5 protein-coding genes are annotated in these 24,637 nt (G+C 36.9%); all 5 read left to right on the top strand.

From position 1 onward, the window contains the following. Positions 1-45 precede the first annotated feature (45 nt). The 5 genes from Q0739_RS13575 to Q0739_RS13555 all read left to right on the top strand — a co-directional run bounded on the left by Q0739_RS13575 (position 46) and on the right by Q0739_RS13555 (position 24,624). Positions 46-8,334: a LamG-like jellyroll fold domain-containing protein gene (locus Q0739_RS13575; RefSeq protein ID WP_298239272.1), complete on the top strand. Its 8,289-nt coding sequence runs from the start codon at positions 46-48 to the stop codon at positions 8,332-8,334. Between the two features lie 183 nt (positions 8,335-8,517). Then, positions 8,518-9,339, top strand: coding sequence for a hypothetical protein (locus tag Q0739_RS13570; RefSeq protein ID WP_298239271.1), 822 nt, complete (start codon positions 8,518-8,520; stop codon positions 9,337-9,339). Between the two features lie 36 nt (positions 9,340-9,375). Further along, the gene (locus tag Q0739_RS13565) at positions 9,376-12,780 is read left to right on the top strand and encodes a M14 family zinc carboxypeptidase (protein ID WP_298239270.1); all 3,405 of its coding nucleotides are present in this window, start codon (positions 9,376-9,378) and stop codon (positions 12,778-12,780) included. Positions 12,781-12,972: 192 nt separating this feature from the next. Further along, the gene (locus tag Q0739_RS13560) at positions 12,973-19,449 is read left to right on the top strand and encodes a choice-of-anchor D domain-containing protein (RefSeq protein WP_298239269.1); all 6,477 of its coding nucleotides are present in this window, start codon (positions 12,973-12,975) and stop codon (positions 19,447-19,449) included. 216 nt (positions 19,450-19,665) lie between these two features. Beyond that, positions 19,666-24,624 (top strand): M14 family zinc carboxypeptidase, encoded by a 4,959-nt coding sequence (locus tag Q0739_RS13555; protein WP_298239268.1) that lies wholly within the window; start codon positions 19,666-19,668, stop codon positions 24,622-24,624. Positions 24,625-24,637 lie beyond the last annotated feature (13 nt).

The following is a 24,637-nucleotide window of genomic DNA, read 5'->3' as shown; positions in this document are numbered from 1 at the left end:
TCTCAAGCTAATGCCGATAATAATACTGGGGCTATCTCTAGTACGGTGAGTCCTGCTGCAACTGCTACTTACTATGTGAGAAGTGAAAATGGAACTACTGGTTGTTATGATACTGATTCTGTCACTATTACAGTAAGCCCTATAGCAACTGTTGACGCTGGTGGCCCACAAACAGTTTGTGCTGATGGTTCTATTACACTTGCAGGCTTTATTGGTGGTAGCGCTTCTAATTCAACTTGGACATCCTCTAATGGTGGTTCATTCTCTGATGCTAGTTCTTTAACTTCAACTTATACACCTAGTATTGTTAGTGGCTCAGTAACTCTAACCTTAACAACTGACGATCCAAGTGGTCCTTGTGGTGCTGTATCTGATACGGTAGTTATTACAGTTAATCCTGTAGCAACTGTTGATGCTGGTAGTCCACAAATAGTCTGTGCTGATGGCTCTATTACGCTTGCTGGTTCTCGTGCTGGCGGAGCATCAAGTTCAACTTGGACATCCTCTAATGGTGGAACTTTCTCGAATGTTAACTCATTAACTTCTACATATACACCTAGCATTGCTAGTGGTACAGTTACTTTAACATTAACCACTGATGACCCTAATGGACCTTGTGGTGCTGTATCTGATACAGTAGTTATTACGGTTAATCCTGTAGCAACTGTTGATGCAGGCACTCCCCAAACAGTTTGTGCTGATGGGGCTATTATGCTTGCTGGTTCTCTTAGCGGTGGAGCCGCAAGTTCAACTTGGTCATCCTCCAATGGTGGAACTTTCTCTAATGCGAATTCTTTAACTTCAACATATTCCCCTAGCATTGCTAGTGGTACAGTAACTCTAACCTTAACAACTGACGATCCAAGTGGTCCTTGTGGTGCTGTATCTGATACGGTAGTTATTACAGTTAATCCTGTAGCAACTGTTGATGCTGGTAATCCGCAAACAGTTTGTGCTGATGGTTCTATTACGCTTGCTGGTTCTCGTGGAGGTGGAGCCTCAAGTTCAACTTGGTCATCCTCTAATGGTGGAACTTTCTCGAATGTTAACTCATTAACTTCTACATATACACCTAGCATTGCTAGTGGTACAGTAACTCTAACCTTAACAACTGATAATCCAAATGGACCTTGTGATGCAGTTTCAGATACAGTTGTGATTACAGTTAACCCTATAGCTACTGTTGATGCAGGTAGTCCGCAAACGGTTTGTGATAATGGTACAATAACCCTTGCTGGTTCCATTGGTGGTGGAGCATCAAGTTCAACTTGGACATCCTCCAATGGTGGAACTTTCTCTAATGCGAATTCTTTAACTTCAACATATTCCCCTAGCATTGCTAGTGGTACAGTAACTCTAACCTTAACAACTGACGATCCAAGTGGTCCTTGTAATGCTGTATCCGATACGGTTGTGATTACGGTTAAAGATGATATCGTTATAACTACGCAACCTTCAAATATTGGTGTTTGCGTTACGGAAACGGCAAGCCTAAGTATTGTAGCTGTTGGAGATGACCGTACTTATCAATGGTATAAGTCTCCTGGAGGAGCCGTTTCAAACTCAGCGAATATTACAGGAGCTACTTCTAATATTTTAACTTTTAATATGACTACCACCTCTGATGCAGGTTCATATTATGTTATTGTAAGTGGTGATAATGCTTGTGCTTCTGCTACTTCAAATACTGTAAGTCTTAATGTTAATCAAGTAATAACAATAACTGATCAACCAGATGATGCTACCTTGTGTGAAGGGAGTGATATTACTTTTACAGTAGCAGCAACAGGATCTATTGCAAGCTATCAATGGAGAAAAGATGGTGTGAATATTTCAGGAGCCACTGGTACATCTTACACTATAAATAATATTAACGCTAGTGATGACGCGAATTATGATGTTGTTATATCTAGCCCTGGAGGTCTATGCTCAGCAGCTTATTCTTCAATAGTACATTTAACAGTTACAGAGATTCCAACGGCTTCTATTAGCTATGCAGGCTCACCGTTCTGTGATACACTTGGGGCTGGTCAATCGGTATCGCTATCTGGTACTAATGCCTATACAGGAGGTACTTTTACAGCACCTGCTGGGTTAAACATAAACACAACGACTGGTGATATTAACCCTAGTGCTAGTTCTGCTGGAACCTATACGGTTACTTATACCATTCCTGCTTCGGGTGGCTGTGCTCAAGAAACTGCTACAGCATCTGTGACTATCACAGCACAACCTACTGCTTCTATTAGCTATGCAGGCTCACCGTTCTGTGATACACTGGGTGCTGGCCAATCGGTATCATTATCTGGTACTAATGCCTATACTGGAGGTACTTTTACAGCACCTGCTGGATTAAACATAAACGTAACAACTGGTGATATTAACCCTAGTGCTAGTTCTGCTGGAACTTATACGGTTACTTATACCATTCCTGCTTCGGGTGGCTGTGCTCAAGAAACTGCTACAACATCAGTGACCGTTACTGCCCAACCTACGGCTTCTATTAGCTATGCAGACTCACCGTTCTGTGATACACTGGGTGCTGGCCAATCGGTATCATTATCTGGTACTAATGCCTATACAGGAGGTACTTTTACAGCACCTGCTGGATTAAACATAAACGTAACAACTGGTGATATTGACCCTAGTGCTAGCTCCGCTGGAACTTATACGGTTACTTATACCATTCCTGCTTCAGGTGGCTGTGCTCAAGAAACTGCTACAACATCTGTGACTATCACAGCACAACCTACGGCTTCTATTAGCTATGCAGGCTCACCGTTCTGTGATACACTGGGTGCTAGCCAATCGGTATCATTATTTGGTACTAATGCCTATACAGGGGGTGCTTTTACAGCACCTGCTGGATTAAACATAAACGCAACAACCGGTGATATTAACCCTAGTGCTAGTTCTGCTGGAACCTATACGGTTACTTATACCATTCCTGCTTCGGGTGGCTGTGCTCAAGAAACTGCTACAGCATCTGTGACCGTTACTGCCCAACCTACGGCTTCTATTAGCTATGCAGGCTCACCGTTCTGTGATACACTTGGGGCTGGTCAATCGGTATCATTATCTGGTACTAACGCATATACAGGAGGTACTTTTACAGCACCTGCTGGATTAAACATAAACGCAACAACCGGTGATATTAACCCTAGTGCTAGCTCCGCTGGAACTTATACGGTTACTTATACCATTCCTGCTTCGGGTGGCTGTGCTCAAGAAACTGCTACAACATCTGTGACTATCACAGCACAACCTATGGCTTCTATTAATTATCCAATAGGTTTATGTGAATCTGATTCTAATACTTACACTTCAAACCTAAGCCAAAGTGGAGGACCTGCGGGATCCTATACATATGTAGTGAATAGTGGTGGTCCTACTTTAAGTATAAACACTACGACTGGAACAATTACGCCAAATACTAGTAATATAGGTAATTATACAATTACATATATAATTCCAGCTTCTAATGGCTGTGGTATTGTTATAACCCAAGATACGGTTTCGATTGAACCAGAGCCAGATGCCTCGTTTAGTTATGCATCAGCAGATTTTTGTAGTAATGAGACTGACCCTGTGCCAACAATTGCAGAAAATGGAGGGACATTTACAGCTACTCCTGCTGGTATTGCCATAAATGGTACAAATGGAACAATAGATGTTTCTGCTAGTACATCTGGTACATATAGAGTTTACTATACGTTTGCTGCCGTTGCCAATGGTTGTGGTCAAGTTCAAACATATCAAGATATTACAATTTCAGAATTTATAACAGGTGGTACTATTGAAGGTTTTGCTACCGACGACCAAGGAACAGCAGGAGATGTAAGCGATCAAATAATAGCTTGTCACGAAGGTAATGGCACCTTAACACTTGATATTGGTGGTTTAGATACATCGTATATTCAAGAATGGCAATATAATAATGGTGGTGGCTGGACCACAGTCCCTGTGGACAACACAACAACCCCAGCTACAACAACTGCTGGTAACCCGGGTAATCTTGAATATGGCTTTAAAGGTTTAATTGGAGGCACAGCTTACCGAGTACTTTTAAGTTCTGGAAGTGCTTGTGGCAATGTGTATTCTGAAGCAGCATATGTAAGCGTAATACCACCAGATTTAAAACCAGAACCAGTGGAAGCCACACCTATTGAATATTGTTTAGGGGGAACCTCAACATTCTCATCTTCTGTTAATTTTGGTGGTGAAGATTTAAATAGTGGTGGACTTTTCCAAACAGGACAAATTAATACCCAGAATCCGGATAGTTGGTTAGTTGATGGTGCAGTAAGAGGTTTAAGTGCTGCTGGAAATAACCTTAAGAACAACAATTGGTCAGGAACAAATCCACATCCAATTTCGGTGGGTGGAGTTAATAATGTAACTTGGACTTCAGGAGAACCTAAGTTTGCTATTGCTGGAGGGGTTTTAAACCAGAATCAACAGAATGATCCTTATTATTATGAAGGCGGTGTTGCCATGACCACTTTAACAACACCAATATTTAGTTTATTAACTCTACAAGATGCCATATTTACTTTTGACGAAGCCTTTGTATTATCTGGACCAAATACCTGTACGGGCCCTAATGGTACTACCAATTACCCAGCTGGTCAAGCTATTATTCAAATTTCGACTGATGGTGGTACCAATTGGAATAACATACCGGATGATGAAATTACAGACACTTCTTGGAGAACAGGGGCTGTTGTTACAGGTTCTAACAGTCCAGTAGTTAATTCAGGAAACCTTACTGGTTTCAATGTTAATACAACTACTGTAGATTTAAGTGGTTATTTTGGAAATACAACAATGCGAATTCGCTTTGTGCTGGTTCGTAATTGTGAAAGTGTTTGGGCCTTAGATAATATTGAACTTCCAAACGTAAATGGTGAGACCGAAGTAGAATGGACAGACGAATTTGATAATGTGTTGCCAGTTATAGCAGGAACTAACAGTGTGTTATACACGCCTTATTCCCCAGGTTATCAAAAGTTTACAGTTACAACTTATATAAATGGCTGTAGAAGTTTAGAACCAGATGGATCGGAAGATGTGTTCTTAACCGTGCATTATTCCAATGCGGGACCTGCACGAGAAGTAGATCCAAACAATTGTGGTAGTAGTGTTAATCTGCACGCTTACGATAATAGAAAGTCACCAAGAACCAATTTCTTTGATTATTGGAACGAAGGTACTTGGGGTAATTGGTATATTTTACCTGGAGACACTAGTTTTACTCCTAATTTATTAAACGGATCTGATTTTCTACCTACACTAGGTCCTAATGACATAGCAGGAACTTGGTCTATTTCTAGTTACTCTGGACTAGGAACAGTTAATCTAAGTACTCCTGCTAATTATTTTGATGATATTAACGACCCAAGGTCTGAGTTTTCTGGACCAGGCGGAGATTATGTTCTTACTTGGACAACACCAAATAATGGTAATGGCGGTAATTGCTCTTCGGATGTAACAGTTACTTTAGCTGACTGTGCTACTTTAGATTTCGATGGTGAAAACGATCATGTAAACTATAAAAATAATTTCGATTTAAATACGAATAATTTTAGTATTGAGGTTTGGGTAAAACCAGATGCTATGACCAACGACAATAATGGGACACCTTCTATTGCTAATAACACCTATCAAACCATATTTTCTAAACGCAATGGGAATGGAGGCTCTAACGGAACACCAGGCGGTATCGGTTATGACCTTAGATTAAAAGATGGTGCTTTTTCATTTAACTGGGATAATAACAGTATTAAAACTGCAGATGGCGCTATTAGTACAAATAGATGGTATCACGTCGCTGTTACTTACGAAAATAATATTGGTTATAAATTATATGTAGATGGTATAGAAATTGCAACTTCAGGAGGTTCTGCACCAAGTGCTACAGGAAATAATTTCGATTGTATCATGGGTGCCATGGATCAAGCTGGGAATCCACCTAATAAACCTGTACACTTTTTTAGTGGCTGGTTAGATGAATTACGTGTTTGGGATGTAACACTTACCGAAGATCAAATTCATGTGATGATGAATCAAGAAATTGAGAGTTCTGGTGGTAATGTTATTGGTAGCATCACTGGTCCAGATGTAGCAACTGGATTATCATGGGGAGATTTATTAGGGTATTACCAGATGAATGTAGAAACCAAAGATAGAAACCTCTTAAATTGTGACACTACAGAAATGACAACTGGTGGTGATTTAGTTGGAGGTTATTTAATAGATAATTCTGGAAATGGTATTGTTGGAAGACCTAGAAATATTACTACCCAACAAGATGAAACTGCACCGTTACCTTACACTGCTAGAATTGGAGGTCAAAATTGGGAAACTGATAATACTTGGTTAAATTTTGATGTATTAGATCCTCCTAATAGCACAGGTATTAATGGAGCTAGAATAGACTGGAATATCGCACAAAGTTGTTTTGATATTTCATCGAGTAACCAAGATCTTACCTTATTAGGTCTTGTACAACTTAATGGAGAACTTACTATTACAGATAATGGAGGAACTCAAGATGAAACAAGTTTAGGTACAGGTTTATGGATAACACATTATTTAAAACTTGATGGTGTGATTGATTTAATTGGCGAATCGCAATTGGTTCAAAAACGCTATACTTTGTTAAAAAACAATGCTGTTCAATTAAGTGAAAGCATCTTAGATGTAAGCAGTAGCGGCTATATTGAACGCGATCAACAAGGTGCAACTAATTATTTTAATTATAATTATTGGGCATCTCCTGTTAGTACAATAAATACCTCTAATAATAACACACCGTTTACTGTAAATACAGTTATGAGAGATGGAACAAGTTCTGCATCACCCTTAGCTTTGCAATGGACATCAAGTTATGATCCTAATCCAGCTACAATTGGCAAAACATTAAGTAATCGTTGGATTTACACTTACGAAAATTTCACATCCAACACCTATCTGGAATGGAGGTATGTTGGACAGAATACAGCTTTTAATGTTGGCCTAGGTTACACCATGAAGGGAAGTGGTGCTCCTGGTGCTTTACAGAATTACGTGTTTATGGGTAAACCAAATAATGGCGATATTACAACACCAATAAATAAGTGGTACAACGCATTAGTTGGTAATCCATATCCGTCAGCTATTGATGCTACTGAGTTTATAAAAGACAACATACCATCACAAAATCCTAATGGTAGTACTTCAGTGGCTAATCCAAATTCGACAGAGAGTTTAGCTGGAACCTTATTTTTCTGGATTCATTTTGACTCTAATAACACACATATTTTAAGAGATTATGAAGGAGGGTATGCCTATTATACCTTATCAGGTGGCGTACCACCTGTATCTGGTGAAATATATAACACAAAAGATAATTATTATATAAGTGGTAGTGGTGGTTCTAGCTTAATACCTGGAGATTATATTCCAGTAGGTCAAGGATTTTTCACTTCTTCTGCTGTAGATTATTACCAAGGACCCAATATAAAGTTTGAGAATGATCAACGTTATTTTGTACGCGAGCAAGCACCTAACTCCTTATTCTTAAAACAGGGTAGTTCTAAAAAAAGTAGTACAAGTTCTATTATTCCTCCAAAAAAAGAGGATACTAGTATCCAACGTATTCGCTTTATTTTTACGACGCCTGAAGGAAATAGACGTTATTTACTATTGGCATTTACACCTAATAACGAAGCATCTGATGGCTTTGATTACGGCTACGACGGTAGAGCTTTTAATAACTATGGTAATGATATGGTATTTATGCTAGGTTATGATAAGCTTGTTATCCAAGGTGTGGGGCAATTTGATGAAAACAAACAATATCCAATTGGGCTTTTCTCTAAAGCAGGTGGACCAATTGAAATAGGTATTAGTGCATTTGAGAATTTACCTAATAGCACTAAGGTATATATCTACGACTCTTTATTAGGTACATATACTAGAATAAATGATAAAAACCAAAGATTTAACATGGTGTTAGATGCTGGTGATTTTCTAAATAGGTTCTATATTACATTTAAAAAAGAGAATAACTCATTATCAATTGATGATGAAGTATTAAATGATATAATTGTTAATTACCTACAAAACAGTCAAGAAATATATATTAAGATTCCTAAAGGTGATAATATTAAGCAAGTATATTTAAATAATATGCTAGGGCAAACTGTTAAATCCTGGAATAAAACAAATACACCTTCATTCTCTAACGAAATGAAAATTCCAGTGAGCAGACAAACTGCTGAGGGCACTTATATTATTGAAGTTCAAACTACAAGTGGTACTATGAACAAAAAGATTGTTATTAGCAATTAACCAGAACCTAAATAATTACAAAAAAAGCGACTATTAAAGTCGCTTTTTTTGTAATCACATTCTTTCATTTGATTAAAATCATGTATTTCGTCGTATTTTTTTGCTTTTCATGGTGTTTTTTGATATTATTTTCTATATTAGCCAAATAGAATAATATTTATTGTCCATTAAAACCCAAATCTAATGACAAGAATTACTCACTTATGCTTTATCACATTACTTTTTGTTTTTTCAAAAGGTATGGCTAAAACAAATGCTAAACTAGATAATAGCTACTCGACCTATGTTTATAGTAATATACAGAGAGTTCGTATTGATTTTAAAATGCCAGATGGCTTTACAAGACACTTATTACTAGCGTTTACTAAAGATAATTCAGCCAGTGATGCTTATGATTATGGTTATGATGCTCTTAATGCAGATTCCTTTCCATACGATTTAAATTGGTTGGTTGACGAGCAACGATGTATCATTCAAGGTGTTGGTGCGTTTGATAATACAAAAAAATATCCATTTTGGATGTTTATGTCTCAATCTGGTGATATAGAAATAGCTTTAAACAGATTAGAATACTTCGATAATCCAATTGATGTTTTTATTTATGATGCGCTACTTGATACTTATACACAAATTAACGATCTAAACTATGCCACAAACATTGAAAGCGGTGAATATAGAGATAGATTTTACATTGCATTTAAAGGCGAAGAAAGCGAAAGCGCTGCAAAAAGTGCTTTATCTATTCCTGAAACCGAAATAGAAAACACGAGAATTAGTTTTTTACAAAACACCAATGAACTGTTAATTAAATCAAGTGACCAATCAGAAATTAAAAAAATAGATTTATATACTATTCAAGGTCAAAAATTGATAACTATTAATGGTTTTAATAAAAGCTATTTAAAAATACCTTTAAAAAATCAAACAACCTTTAAAAATTATTTAATAGTAGCTGTTGAAACTAATTTAAATTCTACTTCAAAGAAGATAATTATTTCCAAATAAATAATTCACTACCTATTAATTTTACTCCCTTCTCTCATGAAAAAAATTATTTTTTTAAGTTTTGTATTAATATTGTCTGTAAAACTAACTTTTTCTCAAGAACAATATAAAAGAATAACTATTAACCAACCTTCAAAAGATACCATAAACATATTGAGCAATATTGGTATTGACTTGAGTTGTGGAGCAGTATATACAAATGATGTTTTACAATTAGAGCTTTCTAAAAATGAATTACAAAGTATCACTAACATGGGAATCCCATATACAGTGGTTATTGATGATCTAACAAAATTCTACTCAGAAAGAGCAGAACGAAATCTACCGCGTGCCAAACAAGAACTACAATCTCAAAAATACAGTACTGCTAAAGCTGGTTTTGGTAAAAGCAGTACATCTAGTGTTGTTTTTGACAATATTGGACAATATAATGGCTGTGATGAAATTAATTGGAGTGTACCATCAAACTTTAAACTTGGGAGTATGGGTGGCTGTTTTACAGTTACCGAAGCATTAGCAGAATTAGACTTAATGCGCTCTTTATATCCTAATCTAATTTCTGCTAAAACAGATGCCTCGCCATCAAACCAAACCACTTTAGAAGGAAGAACTACTTATTATGTGCGTATCTCAGACAATCCAGATATCGATGAAGCGGGAGAACCTGAAACTTTATATACTGGGATGACACACTCTAGAGAGCTGTCCAGCCTTATGAATCTTATGTATTACATGTGGTACATTCTTGAAAACTATGGTTCAGATCCTGCTATTACTTCCTTAGTGAATAATCAAGAACTCTACTTTATTCCTATTGTTAACTCCGATGGATTGGCTTATAACGAATCTGTAGCCCCTAATGGCGGTGGTTTACAACGTAAAAACAGAAGAGATACTGGAGCGTGTTCTACGTATAATGATGGTATAGATTTAAATAGAAATTTTGGGTACTATTGGGGTAACGGCGGATCTTCAACAGATGGCTGTAACCAAACATATAGAGGTACTACATTCTTCTCTGAACCTGAATCGCAAATTGTTAGAGATTTTTTCATGGATCATGATTTTAAATTGGTACTTAATCATCACTCCTTTAAAAATGCCATGCTTCATGGATATGCTGGAGTGGATCCTGCTACTTTGGATGCCGCTGGTGTAGACAGACGTGAGGATGAGTTTGCTAAGTACAATCATGATATGACACACTTTAATCGTTATGCCTATGGCCCTAGTACACAAATTAGTGCTCTTAACAGTGGTAATATGAACGATTGGATGATGGGTCCTGCCCTTGCAGGTTCTACAGGTGGCCCTGGGGCTGGTAAAGATACCATGGCATGGACTCCTGAAAATGGATCTGGATCTGAAGCTGGTTCTACTGGTAGTGGTTTCTGGCCAGACCCACTATTTATAGATGATATTGCTCGTCGTGCTATGAGAGCCAATTTCCTTGCTGCTTACTTTAGTGGTAAATATGCTAAACTTATTGATTTAACATCGTCTAATATTACATCCTTAAATGGTGATTTCGACTTTGGTATTGAATACTTAGGACAAACAGATAGTGATTTTACGCTTACTGTTACGCCTATTTCATCTAACATCACTGGACTAACTAGCCCTAGTACACAAACGGGAATGACCACTCTTGAACAACGTATTGTTTCAGCGCCTTATACTCTTGATGGAAGTATTCAACCCAATGATGCTATTGAATTTAAAGTGGCTCTTAATAATGATGATGGTCTTATTTATGAAGCTAACATTATTAAATACTATACGCCTACAGTGCTTTTTGAAGATGATGAAGAAACCAACGGCATCTCTAACTGGACTGCTTCTGGTGGCTCCTGGGGAACTACCTCTGATGCTTTTTCTGGTAGTGTTGCTATTACAGACTCGCCTTCTGGCGCTTATGCCAATAATCAAAGTAATTCGCTACAACTTAATAACAGTATATCTACTAGCGGGCTTGTACAAACAGTCATTCAGTATAATGCCAAATGGGATTTAGAGCGTAGTTTTGATTACATTCAAATCGAGGCCTCCACCAATGGATCGACTTGGACACCGCTTTGTGGCACTTATACCAAACCTGGAGCACCTAATGCTAATAACACATATTCTGGGAAAAGTTCTACCAATAACAACTTTCAACCTGATGGAGAGCAACTCTATGATGGAGATACTCAGGATAAATGGATGATGGAAGAAATTGTTATTTCCAGTTCAGAGAATAGTGCTTTCCACAATCAATCTACAGTATTTTTAAGGTTTAATTTTAATACAGACTCTACTAATAACGCCGATAGCTACACAACTACTTTTGATGGTTTTGTGTTTGACGATTTTAGAGTTATTACTAACACCACTAATATCCCACAAACAATAACCTTTGACCCTATTAGTGACAAGTTTACTACAGATGTGCCTTTTCAAGTCAATGCAACGGCTTCTTCTGGATTGCCAGTGAGTTTTTCTATTGTCTCAGGACCTGCTAGTGTAAGCGGAAACACAGTGACATTGTCAGGAACTACAGGAACTGTTACCGTGAGAGCTAGTCAAAGTGGGAATAGTACTTACAACCCCGCTACTGATGTCGATCAATCTTTTGAAGTTACTGTGCAACCACCTTGTTCTGGTACTATTGTTAGCACTTTTCCTTATACAGAAAGCTTTGAAGGAACAGGTTCTGGTGGCTTAGGAGACTGGACTCAAGATACTGGAGATAATTTCGATTGGACTATCAATAGTGGCAGTACCCCATCTGGATCTACAGGCCCAAGTTCGGCAAGTAATGGAACTTACTATATTTATACCGAGGCTCAAAATCAAGGCAATAATTCAGCAATTATAAATAGCCCATGTATAAATTTAAGTAGTTCATCCTCCTCTAGTCTTTCATTCGACTATAGCATGTATGGTGCAGATATAGGAAGTCTTACTTTAGAGGTATCTACAAATGATGGTAATGATTGGAACACCCTTTGGACATTATCTGGTAATCAAGGTACTGGATGGTCTAATCAAGTTGTAAATCTATCTGCTTACGATGGAGTTTATATCAAATTACGTTTTACAGGTATAATTAACTCTGGAAATGGGAACCTAAGAGGAGATATAGCATTAGATAACTTATCTATAACAGGAGCGACACTAAGTATTGAAGAAGTAGCCGTAAATAAAATCATTCTATCGCCTAACCCATTTAATAATAGACTACAAATATCTATTCCACATGATTTAAATACCAAGGATTTAAAATTAGAATTAATGGATATTAATGGTAGAATACTTTTAAATAGAGATTTACTTAATCTGCAAAACAATAAAGTAGATATAAGTAACGGATTAAACAAACTGTTCCAGGGTGCATATTTTATTAAAATAACACATCTGGACTCTGGAAAAAGTATCACGAAACGAATTATTAAGCTTTAATAGCCCTATTTTGAATAAAAAAATAGCTTAGAAACCAACTAAGCTATTTTTTATACACCTTATTATCAATTAGTTAAAAACATTGATTAACCGTTCATCGATTATTTTTGCATTTCATAGATTTGTGTGCTATGTTTGTGGTATAGGTTTTTATAAAACTTAGTTAGTCCCAAAACTAAAACTTAATCTCTAATGAAAAAAATTACTTATGTAGTAACATGTTTAATGTTATTTGTATTTTGCCTAAAGGGAAATTCGCAAACTACAATCAACTACGAAGACTTTGAAACAGGAGGCTTTCCTTTTACCCTCTGGAATAGTGGTGGTATAGATTGTTTTCTTGATACGGGATCAGTTCTTTCTGGTTCAAATTCATCAAACTTACAGGATAATAGTAACGGAACTGTATCAACTATGTTTACAAACAATATTGATCTAACATCATATGGATCAATTGACATCACCTACGATTTTCGTACAACTGGTTTTGGAACAAATCATGATTTCTTTATCGAATTCTCAGATGATGGAGGAGCTAATTGGAATACAGTAATAGCTAATTTAGTAGTAGGTACCGATTTCAATAATGATACAACATATACTAACCAAACAGTATCATTAAGTCCTGGAGGAGGAGTTTCTTTTACAACAACTTCAAGGATTAGATTTAGATGTTCTGCAAATAATGATGATGACGATTTATGGGTTGACGAAATAACCATTACTGGTTACTCTCCTGCCCCAGAAATAGACATTCAAGGTAATGGCACATCCATTACTAGTGGGGACACAACTCCAGATGTAGCAGACGATACCAATTTTGGTCAAATAGACATTGCGGCAGGAACTGTAGTTAATACGTTTACAATCATTAATACAGGTGCTTTAGACTTAAATCTAACTGGTACTAGTCCAACTTATGTAACAATAACAGGAGTAGATGCTGCAGACTTTAGCCTTACAGCAAATCCTACAACACCAATAACATCTGGGGGTGGTAGTACCACATTCAATATAACATTCGACCCAACAACATGCGGTATAAAAAATGCCACAGTTACCATCGCTAACGACGATAGCGATGAAAACCCGTATACCTTCGATATTCAAGGTGAAGGAACAGCATCTGTTACAGGTTCGCAAAACATCAATGTACAAGGAAATGCTATCGACATTGCTGACGACGACACAACACCCGATCTAGCAGATGATACCGATTTTGGGCTTCATAATGTTGGTTTCCCTGAAATACATACTTTCGTAATTCAAAATACACATACAGGAGGTAGCCCAAGTAGTAATCAATTAAACATTACTAGTATAACCGTTTCTGGTGTCCATGCTGCCGACTTCACGGTAACAAGTTCTATTACAACTATTAACAGAGATAGTTTTGATAGTTTCACCATAACATTTACGCCTAGTGCATTAGGATTAAGAACTGCAACTGTTACTATTGTAAATAATAGTTCGGTTTGTAGTGAACAGCCATATGTTTTTGATATCCATGGAACAGGAACGCCACCATCTCCAGAAATTGATGTTTTTGATGATGCAAACAATCCTATTAGTGATGGTAGTACAGATAGTCCAGCAGCACTAAACCAAACTGCTTTTGGTTCTACAGATTCACTATCACCTATTAGTACAGAGTATACTATTGAAAATAATGGTTCATTAGTTTTAAACATCAACTCCATAACAAGTGATAATGCTGACTTTGCCATAACAATAGCGCCTTCATCAACTGTAGCATCTAATGGAAGTACAACCTTTACAGTAACTTTTACACCATCTTCTGTTGGTATTATTACAGGTACTATAACCATAGCAAATGATGATAGTGACGAAAACCCGTATACATTTACCGTTCAAGGGGAAGGTACAGCAGCACCACCAGAATATACCGCTTACTATGAAAATTTTGATGCGGATAATGGTGGATGGACAGCAGTAACATCAACAGGAGATTCTTGGTTATGGACCAATGCATTTCCTGCTACAGCTATCGAAATAGCAGAAGGTGGTTTTTGGAGATGTTCTACTTACGATAACTACTTAAGTAATGTAAATATTGTAGTTGAAAGCCCACAGTTAGACTTTACTGGAATAGATAATATCCGTTTAAGTTTAGATGTGAAATATAAAACTGAAAGTGGTAATGATGGTATGCGCATATTATATTCGGTTGCTGGCGGTGCTTATACACCACTTGGCGCTAGCGGATCTGGCACAAACTGGTACGAAGGAAATGTAAATGCTCTAAGTGCTGATGGATGGAGTAATAATAGTCACCCGACTAATACCGCTTTTACACACAATAAATTTATTAGAGCCTCTCTTACTCTATCTGATGCTACATTTGCTAACCAAAGTGATGTTAAATTTAGAATAGAATTTAGCTCTAATGGTTCTGGTACAGATGATGGTGTTGCATTTGATAACTTTAGAATTGAAGCAGATCCTAGCACGCCATTAAGTGATTCCTCTGTTGCTCCAGCCAATATTACTTCAAATTTAAGATTATGGCTTAAAGCAAATCAAGGTATTGCCGTTACGGATGGTACGGCACTAACAAATTGGGAAGACCAAGCATATGTTACAACTTTAGATAAAGAAGATGCTACTGCAGCCGCTTCTTTAGCTCCTATTTATAGAGACAATGGAATAAGAAACATGAATTACAACCCTGTACTCGACTTCGACAATAATAATGTGGAGTATATGAATGGTAAAGGTGGTTTTTATTCTACAGAATATTTTGCTGTATTTAGAAGTGATGATGTGGTAGATACGCAAACAGGAAGCTTTAGTCCAGGAAGGCAATTTGCAGTTGGAGGTCGTTACAGCGATGATAATTTCCATGAAGATCCTTCTGGGTTGGGTATGGGCAGTACTTCTGCCCGTTTTACGGATGAGATTTTGTCGCACAATGTAAACTCATTCCCTAATGGATCTTCTGCACCAAACGATAATTCTTACGGAAGAGCATATACTACAAATACAGAAACATATCAGAATCATGTTTTAATAGTTAATGTAAAATCTAATCCAGCAAGAACTACAACCGAAATCTATAAAAATGGTAAACGTGTTGATAACACTACTGGTACTGCTGGTAATGGAGCAGATTTAAACTTTAAAGAGTTTAGCAATACACCTTTGTTAGTAGGAACAGGTAGAAGTGGTTTAGCCGGACGTACAACATCACAAATGAATGGTATGTTAACCGAAATTATATCTTATACTTCACCAAATTCAGCTTTAAACCAACAAAAAATACAAAGTTACTTAGGTGTTAAATATGGTGTAACCTTACAAAATTCTGCAAGTACAGCAACTACCTATAGATTAAATGATATAGATTATATTGATTCTCAGGGTGCAGTAATTTGGGATACTAGTGTTAATAATGGACACAATTACGATATTGCTGGTATTGGTCGCGATGACGCATCTTTATTAGATCAAAGACAATCTAGAAGTCAAAATGATGAATCAGATATTGATGGCCCTACTACAGGGTTTCTAACCATGTCTTTGACAAGTACTTACGCAACAAATAAAGAAAATATTGCCAACACAACAGCTTTAGATGATAGACAGTTTTTAATGTGGGGGAATAACAATGCCGATATTAATGGTGCTGCTATCAACGTAACTGTAGATATGAGTGAAAACATCGTTGGAGCAAAACCAACCACTAATGTATCATTTACAGCCATTCCACGAATTTGGAAAGTTGTAGAAAATGCTAATGGTGGAGATATTCCAGCGGTTGAAGTTTCAATCCCTGTAAGCGCTGTAAGAACAGCAGCACCACCAGATGGTCGCTATTTAATGTTCATTTCTGCAACAGGAGTTTTCGATCCAACTGCAGACTATCGTGTAATGACAGAATCTGGAGGTAATTTATATGCTCAATACGATTTTGACAATACAGAATACATTACATTTGGTTGGGCTCCAGAAGAAACTTTTGAGCGTTCAATATATTTTGATCCGTCTAATGGTCATTATGTTGATGTAGAAGATAATTTAGATTTAAATCCAACAAGTTTTACGGTTTCTGCATGGATTAAGAGAGGAACTAACTCTTTAGATAAATCTATTGTATCAAAAAGAAATGCTGCATACTCTGAAGGATACGATCTTAAAATAAACGCAACTGGACATGTAGAAATGTCTTGGATAAATGGAGGAACTCAAACCATTGTCTCAGACGTTGTAATACCAGAAAATGAGTGGCACCAAGTAGCAGTTATTTATGATGGTTCTACGGCTAACCTATACATCGATGGTGTATTAGAAAAAACAGCAACTTTATCTCCACCAGTTAACACAACGCAATCTTTCTTTATTGCTGCTGCGGCCAAATTGACTCCAGAAGCTTTCTTCCATGGAAACATAGATGAAGTTCGCGTTTGGGATACTGCCTTAACTGTAGATCAATTACGGTACATTATGAATCAAGAAATCACAGATAATTCTCTTAATGTTGGTCCAGGCTATTTCATCAGTCGTTCGGTAAGTCCAACTAAAAATGAAACTGCTACCATACCTTGGTCTAATCTTGCAGGTTACTACCCAATGTCAACGTATACCTACACAAATACAAAAGATGAATCTGGAAAAGGCCACCAAGGAGCCTTAAAGAATTTAAAAACAGTAGACTGGCAAACAGCCCCTTTACCTTACATATCTGCTCAAAATGGTGATTGGAACACAAACGCTTCTTGGATAAATGGCGATGTACAGACAATTCCTGGTACGACTGCGTTGGCTGACAATACGGTTACGGTAGACTGGAATATCGTTAGAACTGCACATAATATAACCATGGACAATTCATCTTTACCAGCAGGCAATAATGGTAACAGATCTGTGCTAGGCTTGTTTGTAGATTCTAATGAATTAACATTAACTGGTGACAATAGTTCTGGAACTGGTAATGGATTAACAGTCACACACTATTTAAAGTTAGATGGTGATATTGACCTTGAAGGTGAATCACAACTTATACAGTCCGAAGGCAGTGATTTAGATGTAACAAGTTCTGGAACGGTTGAAAAAGACCAGCAAGGGACAAGAGATTTATATACCTATAATTATTGGTCTTCTCCTACTGGAAGAAGTAACACAACTAGTAATAATAATGCCTATACTGTACCCGAAATGCTAAGTGACGGAACACTATCTTCCACTCCTTTAAGTATAAATTTCTTAACCTCTGGATATAATGGAACTCCAGGTGTAAGTGGCTCTACCCCATTAGGTATTGCAGATTACTGGATATGGAAATATGCTAATAGTCCAGCCAATCAATATTCGTTCTGGCAACACGCAAGAAGCACAGGTTCAATAAGCGCTGGTGAAGGTTTTACTATGAAAGGTGTTGCCAATACAGGTGGTCTAATTACTCAAAGTCAAAATTACGTGTTTAACGGTAAACCAAATAACGGTGATATAACCCTTACCGTTGCTCAATGGAGTCAATACTTAGTTGGAAACCCATATCCTTCGGCTATAGATGCAGATGAATTTATTAAAGACAATTTAAGCACATTAGAGCTGGATGGATCAGGAGATCCAATTGGAAGAAATACCAAAAACATCATAAATGGTGCATTATATTTCTGGGATCACTTTGCTAGTAATACACATATTTTAGCCGAATACGAAGGAGGCTATGCAACTTACACACTTATGGGAGGTACTCCTGCCGTAAATAACGATACTCGAATTAATGCTACAGGAGCTTCTGGAACAAAAACTCCTGAAAGATACATCCCTGTTGGACAAGGCTTCTTTGTTTCCGCATTTCCAAGTGTAGCAAACCCACTTAATGAAGAAGTTGAAGGAGGCGATATCATTTTCAAAAACAGTCAACGTGTATTTGCTACCGAATCTTCTGGAAACTCAGCCTTTTTAAAAACATCTGGTAGTAAATCAAAATCCAGTGGTGCAAAAGTAAATAGTGATACCAGGCAAAAAATAAGATTGATGTTTGATTCTCCTAAAGGATATCATCGCCAGCTATTAGCAGGTGTAGACGGGAGCGCTTCAAATGGATTCGATATTGGTTATGATGCCGTTATAAACGAAACTAATAAAGAGGATATGTTTTGGGTATTTGATAACAGTCATTTTGTTATTCAAGCTGTAAATAATTTTGACAATAACCAAATACTACCGTTAGGAATAAAGGTTGAAAAAGAAGGTTTGGCATCTATTAAAATTGATGCTTTAGAAAACATAGATGCTAGCAAAAACATCTATGTTCATGATAAAGAATTAGATGTTTATCAAAATTTAAAAGAAGGTCATTATGAAGTTTTCCTAAATGCAGGAACACACTTAGATCGTTTCGAAATAACGTTTGAATCTGCTGCTGAATCATCTTCATTAGGAACAAATGATCTTGAAAATGAGAATTTGAATACTTATTACTCAAATGAATTAGGAAGTTTTATACTTCATAATCCAAAATTAAAAGATGTAGAATCGTTAGAAGTATTAAACATACTTGGTCAATCGATTAAAAAGTTTAATAAAATTGAAAAGGAAAATTATCAAGAATTTAAAACTAGAAAAGTAAGCGCTGGAACTTATATTATTAAGTTAAAAACAGTTGATGGCACAGTTTCTAAAAAAGTATTAATAAATTAAGTTTTAGTTGGACTTTAGTTTGAGTTAGTTAGACCCCAAATCTACCATCACTTAACTAAAAATATGAAGAGGCTGTTTTTTACCAGCCTCTTTTATTTTTTATAAGCAGAGAACACTTTATTAACAATTATTTGTTATTAAACATTATAATAAACCTTCAATAAACTATATTAAAACATTATTTTTAGCCAAACCTTAACTTAATTTATAATCAAAATGAAAAGAAAAGTATCCCTCTTTCTCACAATTTTGTGTTTAAGTTTTTCTTATGCACAACAATCGAATTTTAAACGCGTTGTAATTAGTAACCCTTCGGAAAATGTGTTGTTTCGTTTAAACAACCAAGGCATCGATTTAACCTGTGGCGCTATTCAAACCAGTGAAGGCCTACAACTTGAGCTCTCTGAGCATGAACTACGAAGCGTTTCTAAATTAGGCGTACCATACAGAGTCCTTATTGATGACCTTACTAAATACTATGCTGATAGAGCTCAGAAAAATCTACCGCGTGCCAAACAAGAACTACAATCTCAAAAATACAGTACTGCTAAAGCTGGTTTTGGTAAAAGCAGTACATCTAGTGTTGTTTTTGACAATATTGGACAATATAATGGCTGTGATGAAATTAATTGGAGTGTACCATCAAACTTTAAACTTGGGAGTATGGGTGGCTGTTTTACAGTTACCGAAGCATTAGCAGAATTAGACTTAATGCGCTCTTTATATCCTAATCTAATTTCTGCTAAAACAGATGCCTCGCCATCAAACCAAACCACTTTAGAAGGAAGAACTACTTATTATGTGCGTATCTCAGACAATCCAGATATCGATGAAGCGGGAGAACCTGAAACTTTATATACTGGGATGACACACTCTAGAGAGCTGTCCAGCCTTATGAATCTTATGTATTACATGTGGTACATTCTTGAAAACTATGGTTCAGATCCTGCTATTACTTCCTTAGTGAATAATCAAGAACTCTACTTTATTCCTATTGTTAACTCCGATGGATTGGCTTATAACGAATCTGTAGCCCCTAATGGCGGTGGTTTACAACGTAAAAACAGAAGAGATACTGGAGCGTGTTCTACGTATAATGATGGTATAGATTTAAATAGAAATTTTGGGTACTATTGGGGTAACGGCGGATCTTCAACAGATGGCTGTAACCAAACATATAGAGGTACTACATTCTTCTCTGAACCTGAATCGCAAATTGTTAGAGATTTTTTCATGGATCATGATTTTAAATTGGTACTTAATCATCACTCCTTTAAAAATGCCATGCTTCATGGATATGCTGGAGTGGATCCTGCTACTTTGGATGCCGCTGGTGTAGACAGACGTGAGGATGAGTTTGCTAAGTACAATCATGATATGACACACTTTAATCGTTATGCCTATGGCCCTAGTACACAAATTAGTGCTCTTAACAGTGGTAATATGAACGATTGGATGATGGGTCCTGCCCTTGCAGGTTCTACAGGTGGCCCTGGGGCTGGTAAAGATACCATGGCATGGACTCCTGAAAATGGATCTGGATCTGAAGCTGGTTCTACTGGTAGTGGTTTCTGGCCAGACCCACTATTTATAGATGATATTGCTCGTCGTGCTATGAGAGCCAATTTCCTTGCTGCTTACTTTAGTGGTAAATATGCTAAACTTATTGATTTAACATCGTCTAATATTACATCCTTAAATGGTGATTTCGACTTTGGTATTGAATACTTAGGACAAACAGATAGTGATTTTACGCTTACTGTTACGCCTATTTCATCTAACATCACTGGACTAACTAGCCCTAGTACACAAACGGGAATGACCACTCTTGAACAACGTATTGTTTCAGCGCCTTATACTCTTGATGGAAGTATTCAACCCAATGATGCTATTGAATTTAAAGTGGCTCTTAATAATGATGATGGTCTTATTTATGAAGCTAACATTATTAAATACTATACGCCTACAGTGCTTTTTGAAGATGATGAAGAAACCAACGGCATCTCTAACTGGACTGCTTCTGGTGGCTCCTGGGGAACTACCTCTGATGCTTTTTCTGGTAGTGTTGCTATTACAGACTCGCCTTCTGGCGCTTATGCCAATAATCAAAGTAATTCGCTACAACTTAATAACAGTATATCTACTAGCGGGCTTGTACAAACAGTCATTCAGTATAATGCCAAATGGGATTTAGAGCGTAGTTTTGATTACATTCAAATCGAGGCCTCCACCAATGGATCGACTTGGACACCGCTTTGTGGCACTTATACCAAACCTGGAGCACCTAATGCTAATAACACATATTCTGGGAAAAGTTCTACCAATAACAACTTTCAACCTGATGGAGAGCAACTCTATGATGGAGATACTCAGGATAAATGGATGATGGAAGAAATTGTTATTTCCAGTTCAGAGAATAGTGCTTTCCACAATCAATCTACAGTATTTTTAAGGTTTAATTTTAATACAGACTCTACTAATAACGCCGATAGCTACACAACTACTTTTGATGGTTTTGTGTTTGACGATTTTAGAGTTATTACTAACACCACTAATATCCCACAAACAATAACCTTTGACCCTATTAGTGACAAGTTTACTACAGATGTGCCTTTTCAAGTCAATGCAACGGCTTCTTCTGGATTGCCAGTGAGTTTTTCTATTGTCTCAGGACCTGCTAGTGTAAGCGGAAACACAGTGACATTGTCAGGAACTACAGGAACTGTTACCGTGAGAGCTAGTCAAAGTGGGAATAGCACCTATAACGCCGCAAACGATGTAGACCAATCTTTTGAGGTACTACCCTCGCCTTGCTTGCAACCTCCTACTGGATTAGCAGCTTCTAATATATCTCCTTCTTCGGCTACAATTAGTTGGAATAGTGTTAGTAGTGCAACTTATAATTATCAATATAGAGAATTAGGATCTTCTACTTGGATAACACAAAATACGTCTAGCAATTCTATCGTACTATCAAACCTAACACCTTCTACACAATACGAAGTTCAGGTTAATAGTATTTGTCCAGACACTTCTGAATCATCTTATAGTTCTCCTGTAACATTTACCACAGGTAGCATTAACTACTGTTCATCCACTTCTGGAAGTAATAGCAGGGAATATATTGGACGCGTGCAGTTGAATACTATAAATAATGTATCGGGGGCTACTCTTTATTCAGATTTTACTAATATTTCAACCATTGTTGAAAAAGGTTTACAGTATACAATTACTATAACGCCAGAATGGACTGGACGCTCTAGACGTGAAGGCTACGGTGTTTGGATTGATTATAATTATGATGGAGATTTTAATGATGCTGGAGAACAAATATTATCTCAGGGTCCAACAAAAAGTAGCCAAATAAGCACAAGTTTTACGATACCTCAAACTGCATCTGAAACTTCTTTTAGAATGCGTGTTAGTATGAAGTATAACAGCACACCTACATCATGCGAATCATTTAGTGCTGGAGAAGTTGAAGACTACACCATTACTATTGAAAGCACAGGACCAGATGTTACACCACCTAGTGTACCAAGTAATCTGGTAGCTTCAAATACAACAGACACTTCCACCGATTTATCCTGGAATGCCTCTACAGATAATATTGGAGTAACAGGATATGATGTTTATCAAAATGGCGCTTTAATAGCCAATGTTTCTAATACTTCTTATCAAGTTACTGGTTTATCCCCCAGTACAGCTTATACATTTTATGTTATAGCCAGAGATGCAGCGGGTAATAGTTCAACTCAAAGTAATAATGAAAATATTACTACACTAGACCCTCCTGATACAGAAAACCCCACTACACCGACCAATCTAATCGCTTCTAATACAACAGAATTTACTACAGATTTATCTTGGACGGCATCTACAGATAATGTTGGTGTTACAGGATACGATGTTTATCAAGATGGTAGCTTTTTAACGAATGTTTCGAGCACTACATATATAGTTACTGGGTTGTCCCCATCAACTACTTACAATTTCTATGTGGTTGCAAGAGATGCAGCTGGGAATAGTTCTTCACAAAGTAACGCGATTAATGTCACAACCAATGAATTTATTGATTTAGACCCACCTTCGAACCCAACTGGATTAGCAGCTTCAAATATTACAGATTCCAGTATTGATTTAAGTTGGAACGCATCTACAGATAATGTTGGAGTAACAGGGTATGATATTTATATAGACACTACATTTTTAGTAAATATCTCTAGCACCAGTTACCAAGTTACTGGACTTAGTGAGAGTACAATTTACACGTTCTATGTAGTAGCAAGAGATGCTGCAGGCAATAGTTCTGGACAAAGCAATGCCATTAATCCGGCTACATTAGCTTCACCAACTTGTAATGATGGTATCCAAAATGGTGATGAAACAGGAGTTGATTGTGGTGGAACCGTATGTCCTGCCTGCCCTCCTAGTGATGTGATTTTGAACCAAGGATTTTTTGAAACTGGTTTAGACGGTTGGATCGATGGAGGTAATGACTGTGATAGAGTTCAAGATGCCGCAAGATCTTTCGAAAATTCCTTTTCAATAAGATTAAGAGATAACTCTGGAGTATCTTCTTCAATGACTTCACCAACATTTGATTTATCACCTTATGATGAAGTGGGAATTAGTTTTCATTTTTATGCTAACAGTATGGAAAATGGTGAGGACTTATGGTTGCGTTATAATGATGGATCTGGGTGGTCAACTATAGCTACTTGGGCTAGTGGTTCTGGCTTTACTAATAATAGCTTTAACTTTGTTTCTGTAACTTTAAATAGCAATTTAGTTAATGGTGCCCAATTTAGAATACAATGTGATGCAGGAAATAATGGTGATCAGGTTTTTATTGACGCAGTAGAAATTATTGGATTTGGTGGTAGTGCTGCAGCCAAAGCTGGAGACAATAGTAAATTATTATCAATTCCTGGATCAAATAACAATGATGAACTATTTACCTTGTACCCTAACCCAGTAAAAGGAAGTACTTTAAATTTAAAAATAACTAATGCTTCGCAAGTTTCCTATCGTATTATTAATACTCTTGGGAAGGTTGTAAAAGTTGGAACAACAAACAAAGAAATTGATGTCAGAAATTTAGAAGTTGGATTATATTTTATTGAAGCCAGAAATGGCAATAATATTGTTGCCAAGAAGTTTATAAAACAATAAGCTAGATAATTGT

This window comes from uncultured Algibacter sp. (assembly GCF_947487605.1).
Classification (GTDB): Bacteria; Bacteroidota; Bacteroidia; order Flavobacteriales; family Flavobacteriaceae; genus Algibacter_D.
The sequence above is the reverse complement of the archived record's forward strand: the minus strand, read 5'-3'. Positions and strand labels throughout refer to the sequence as shown.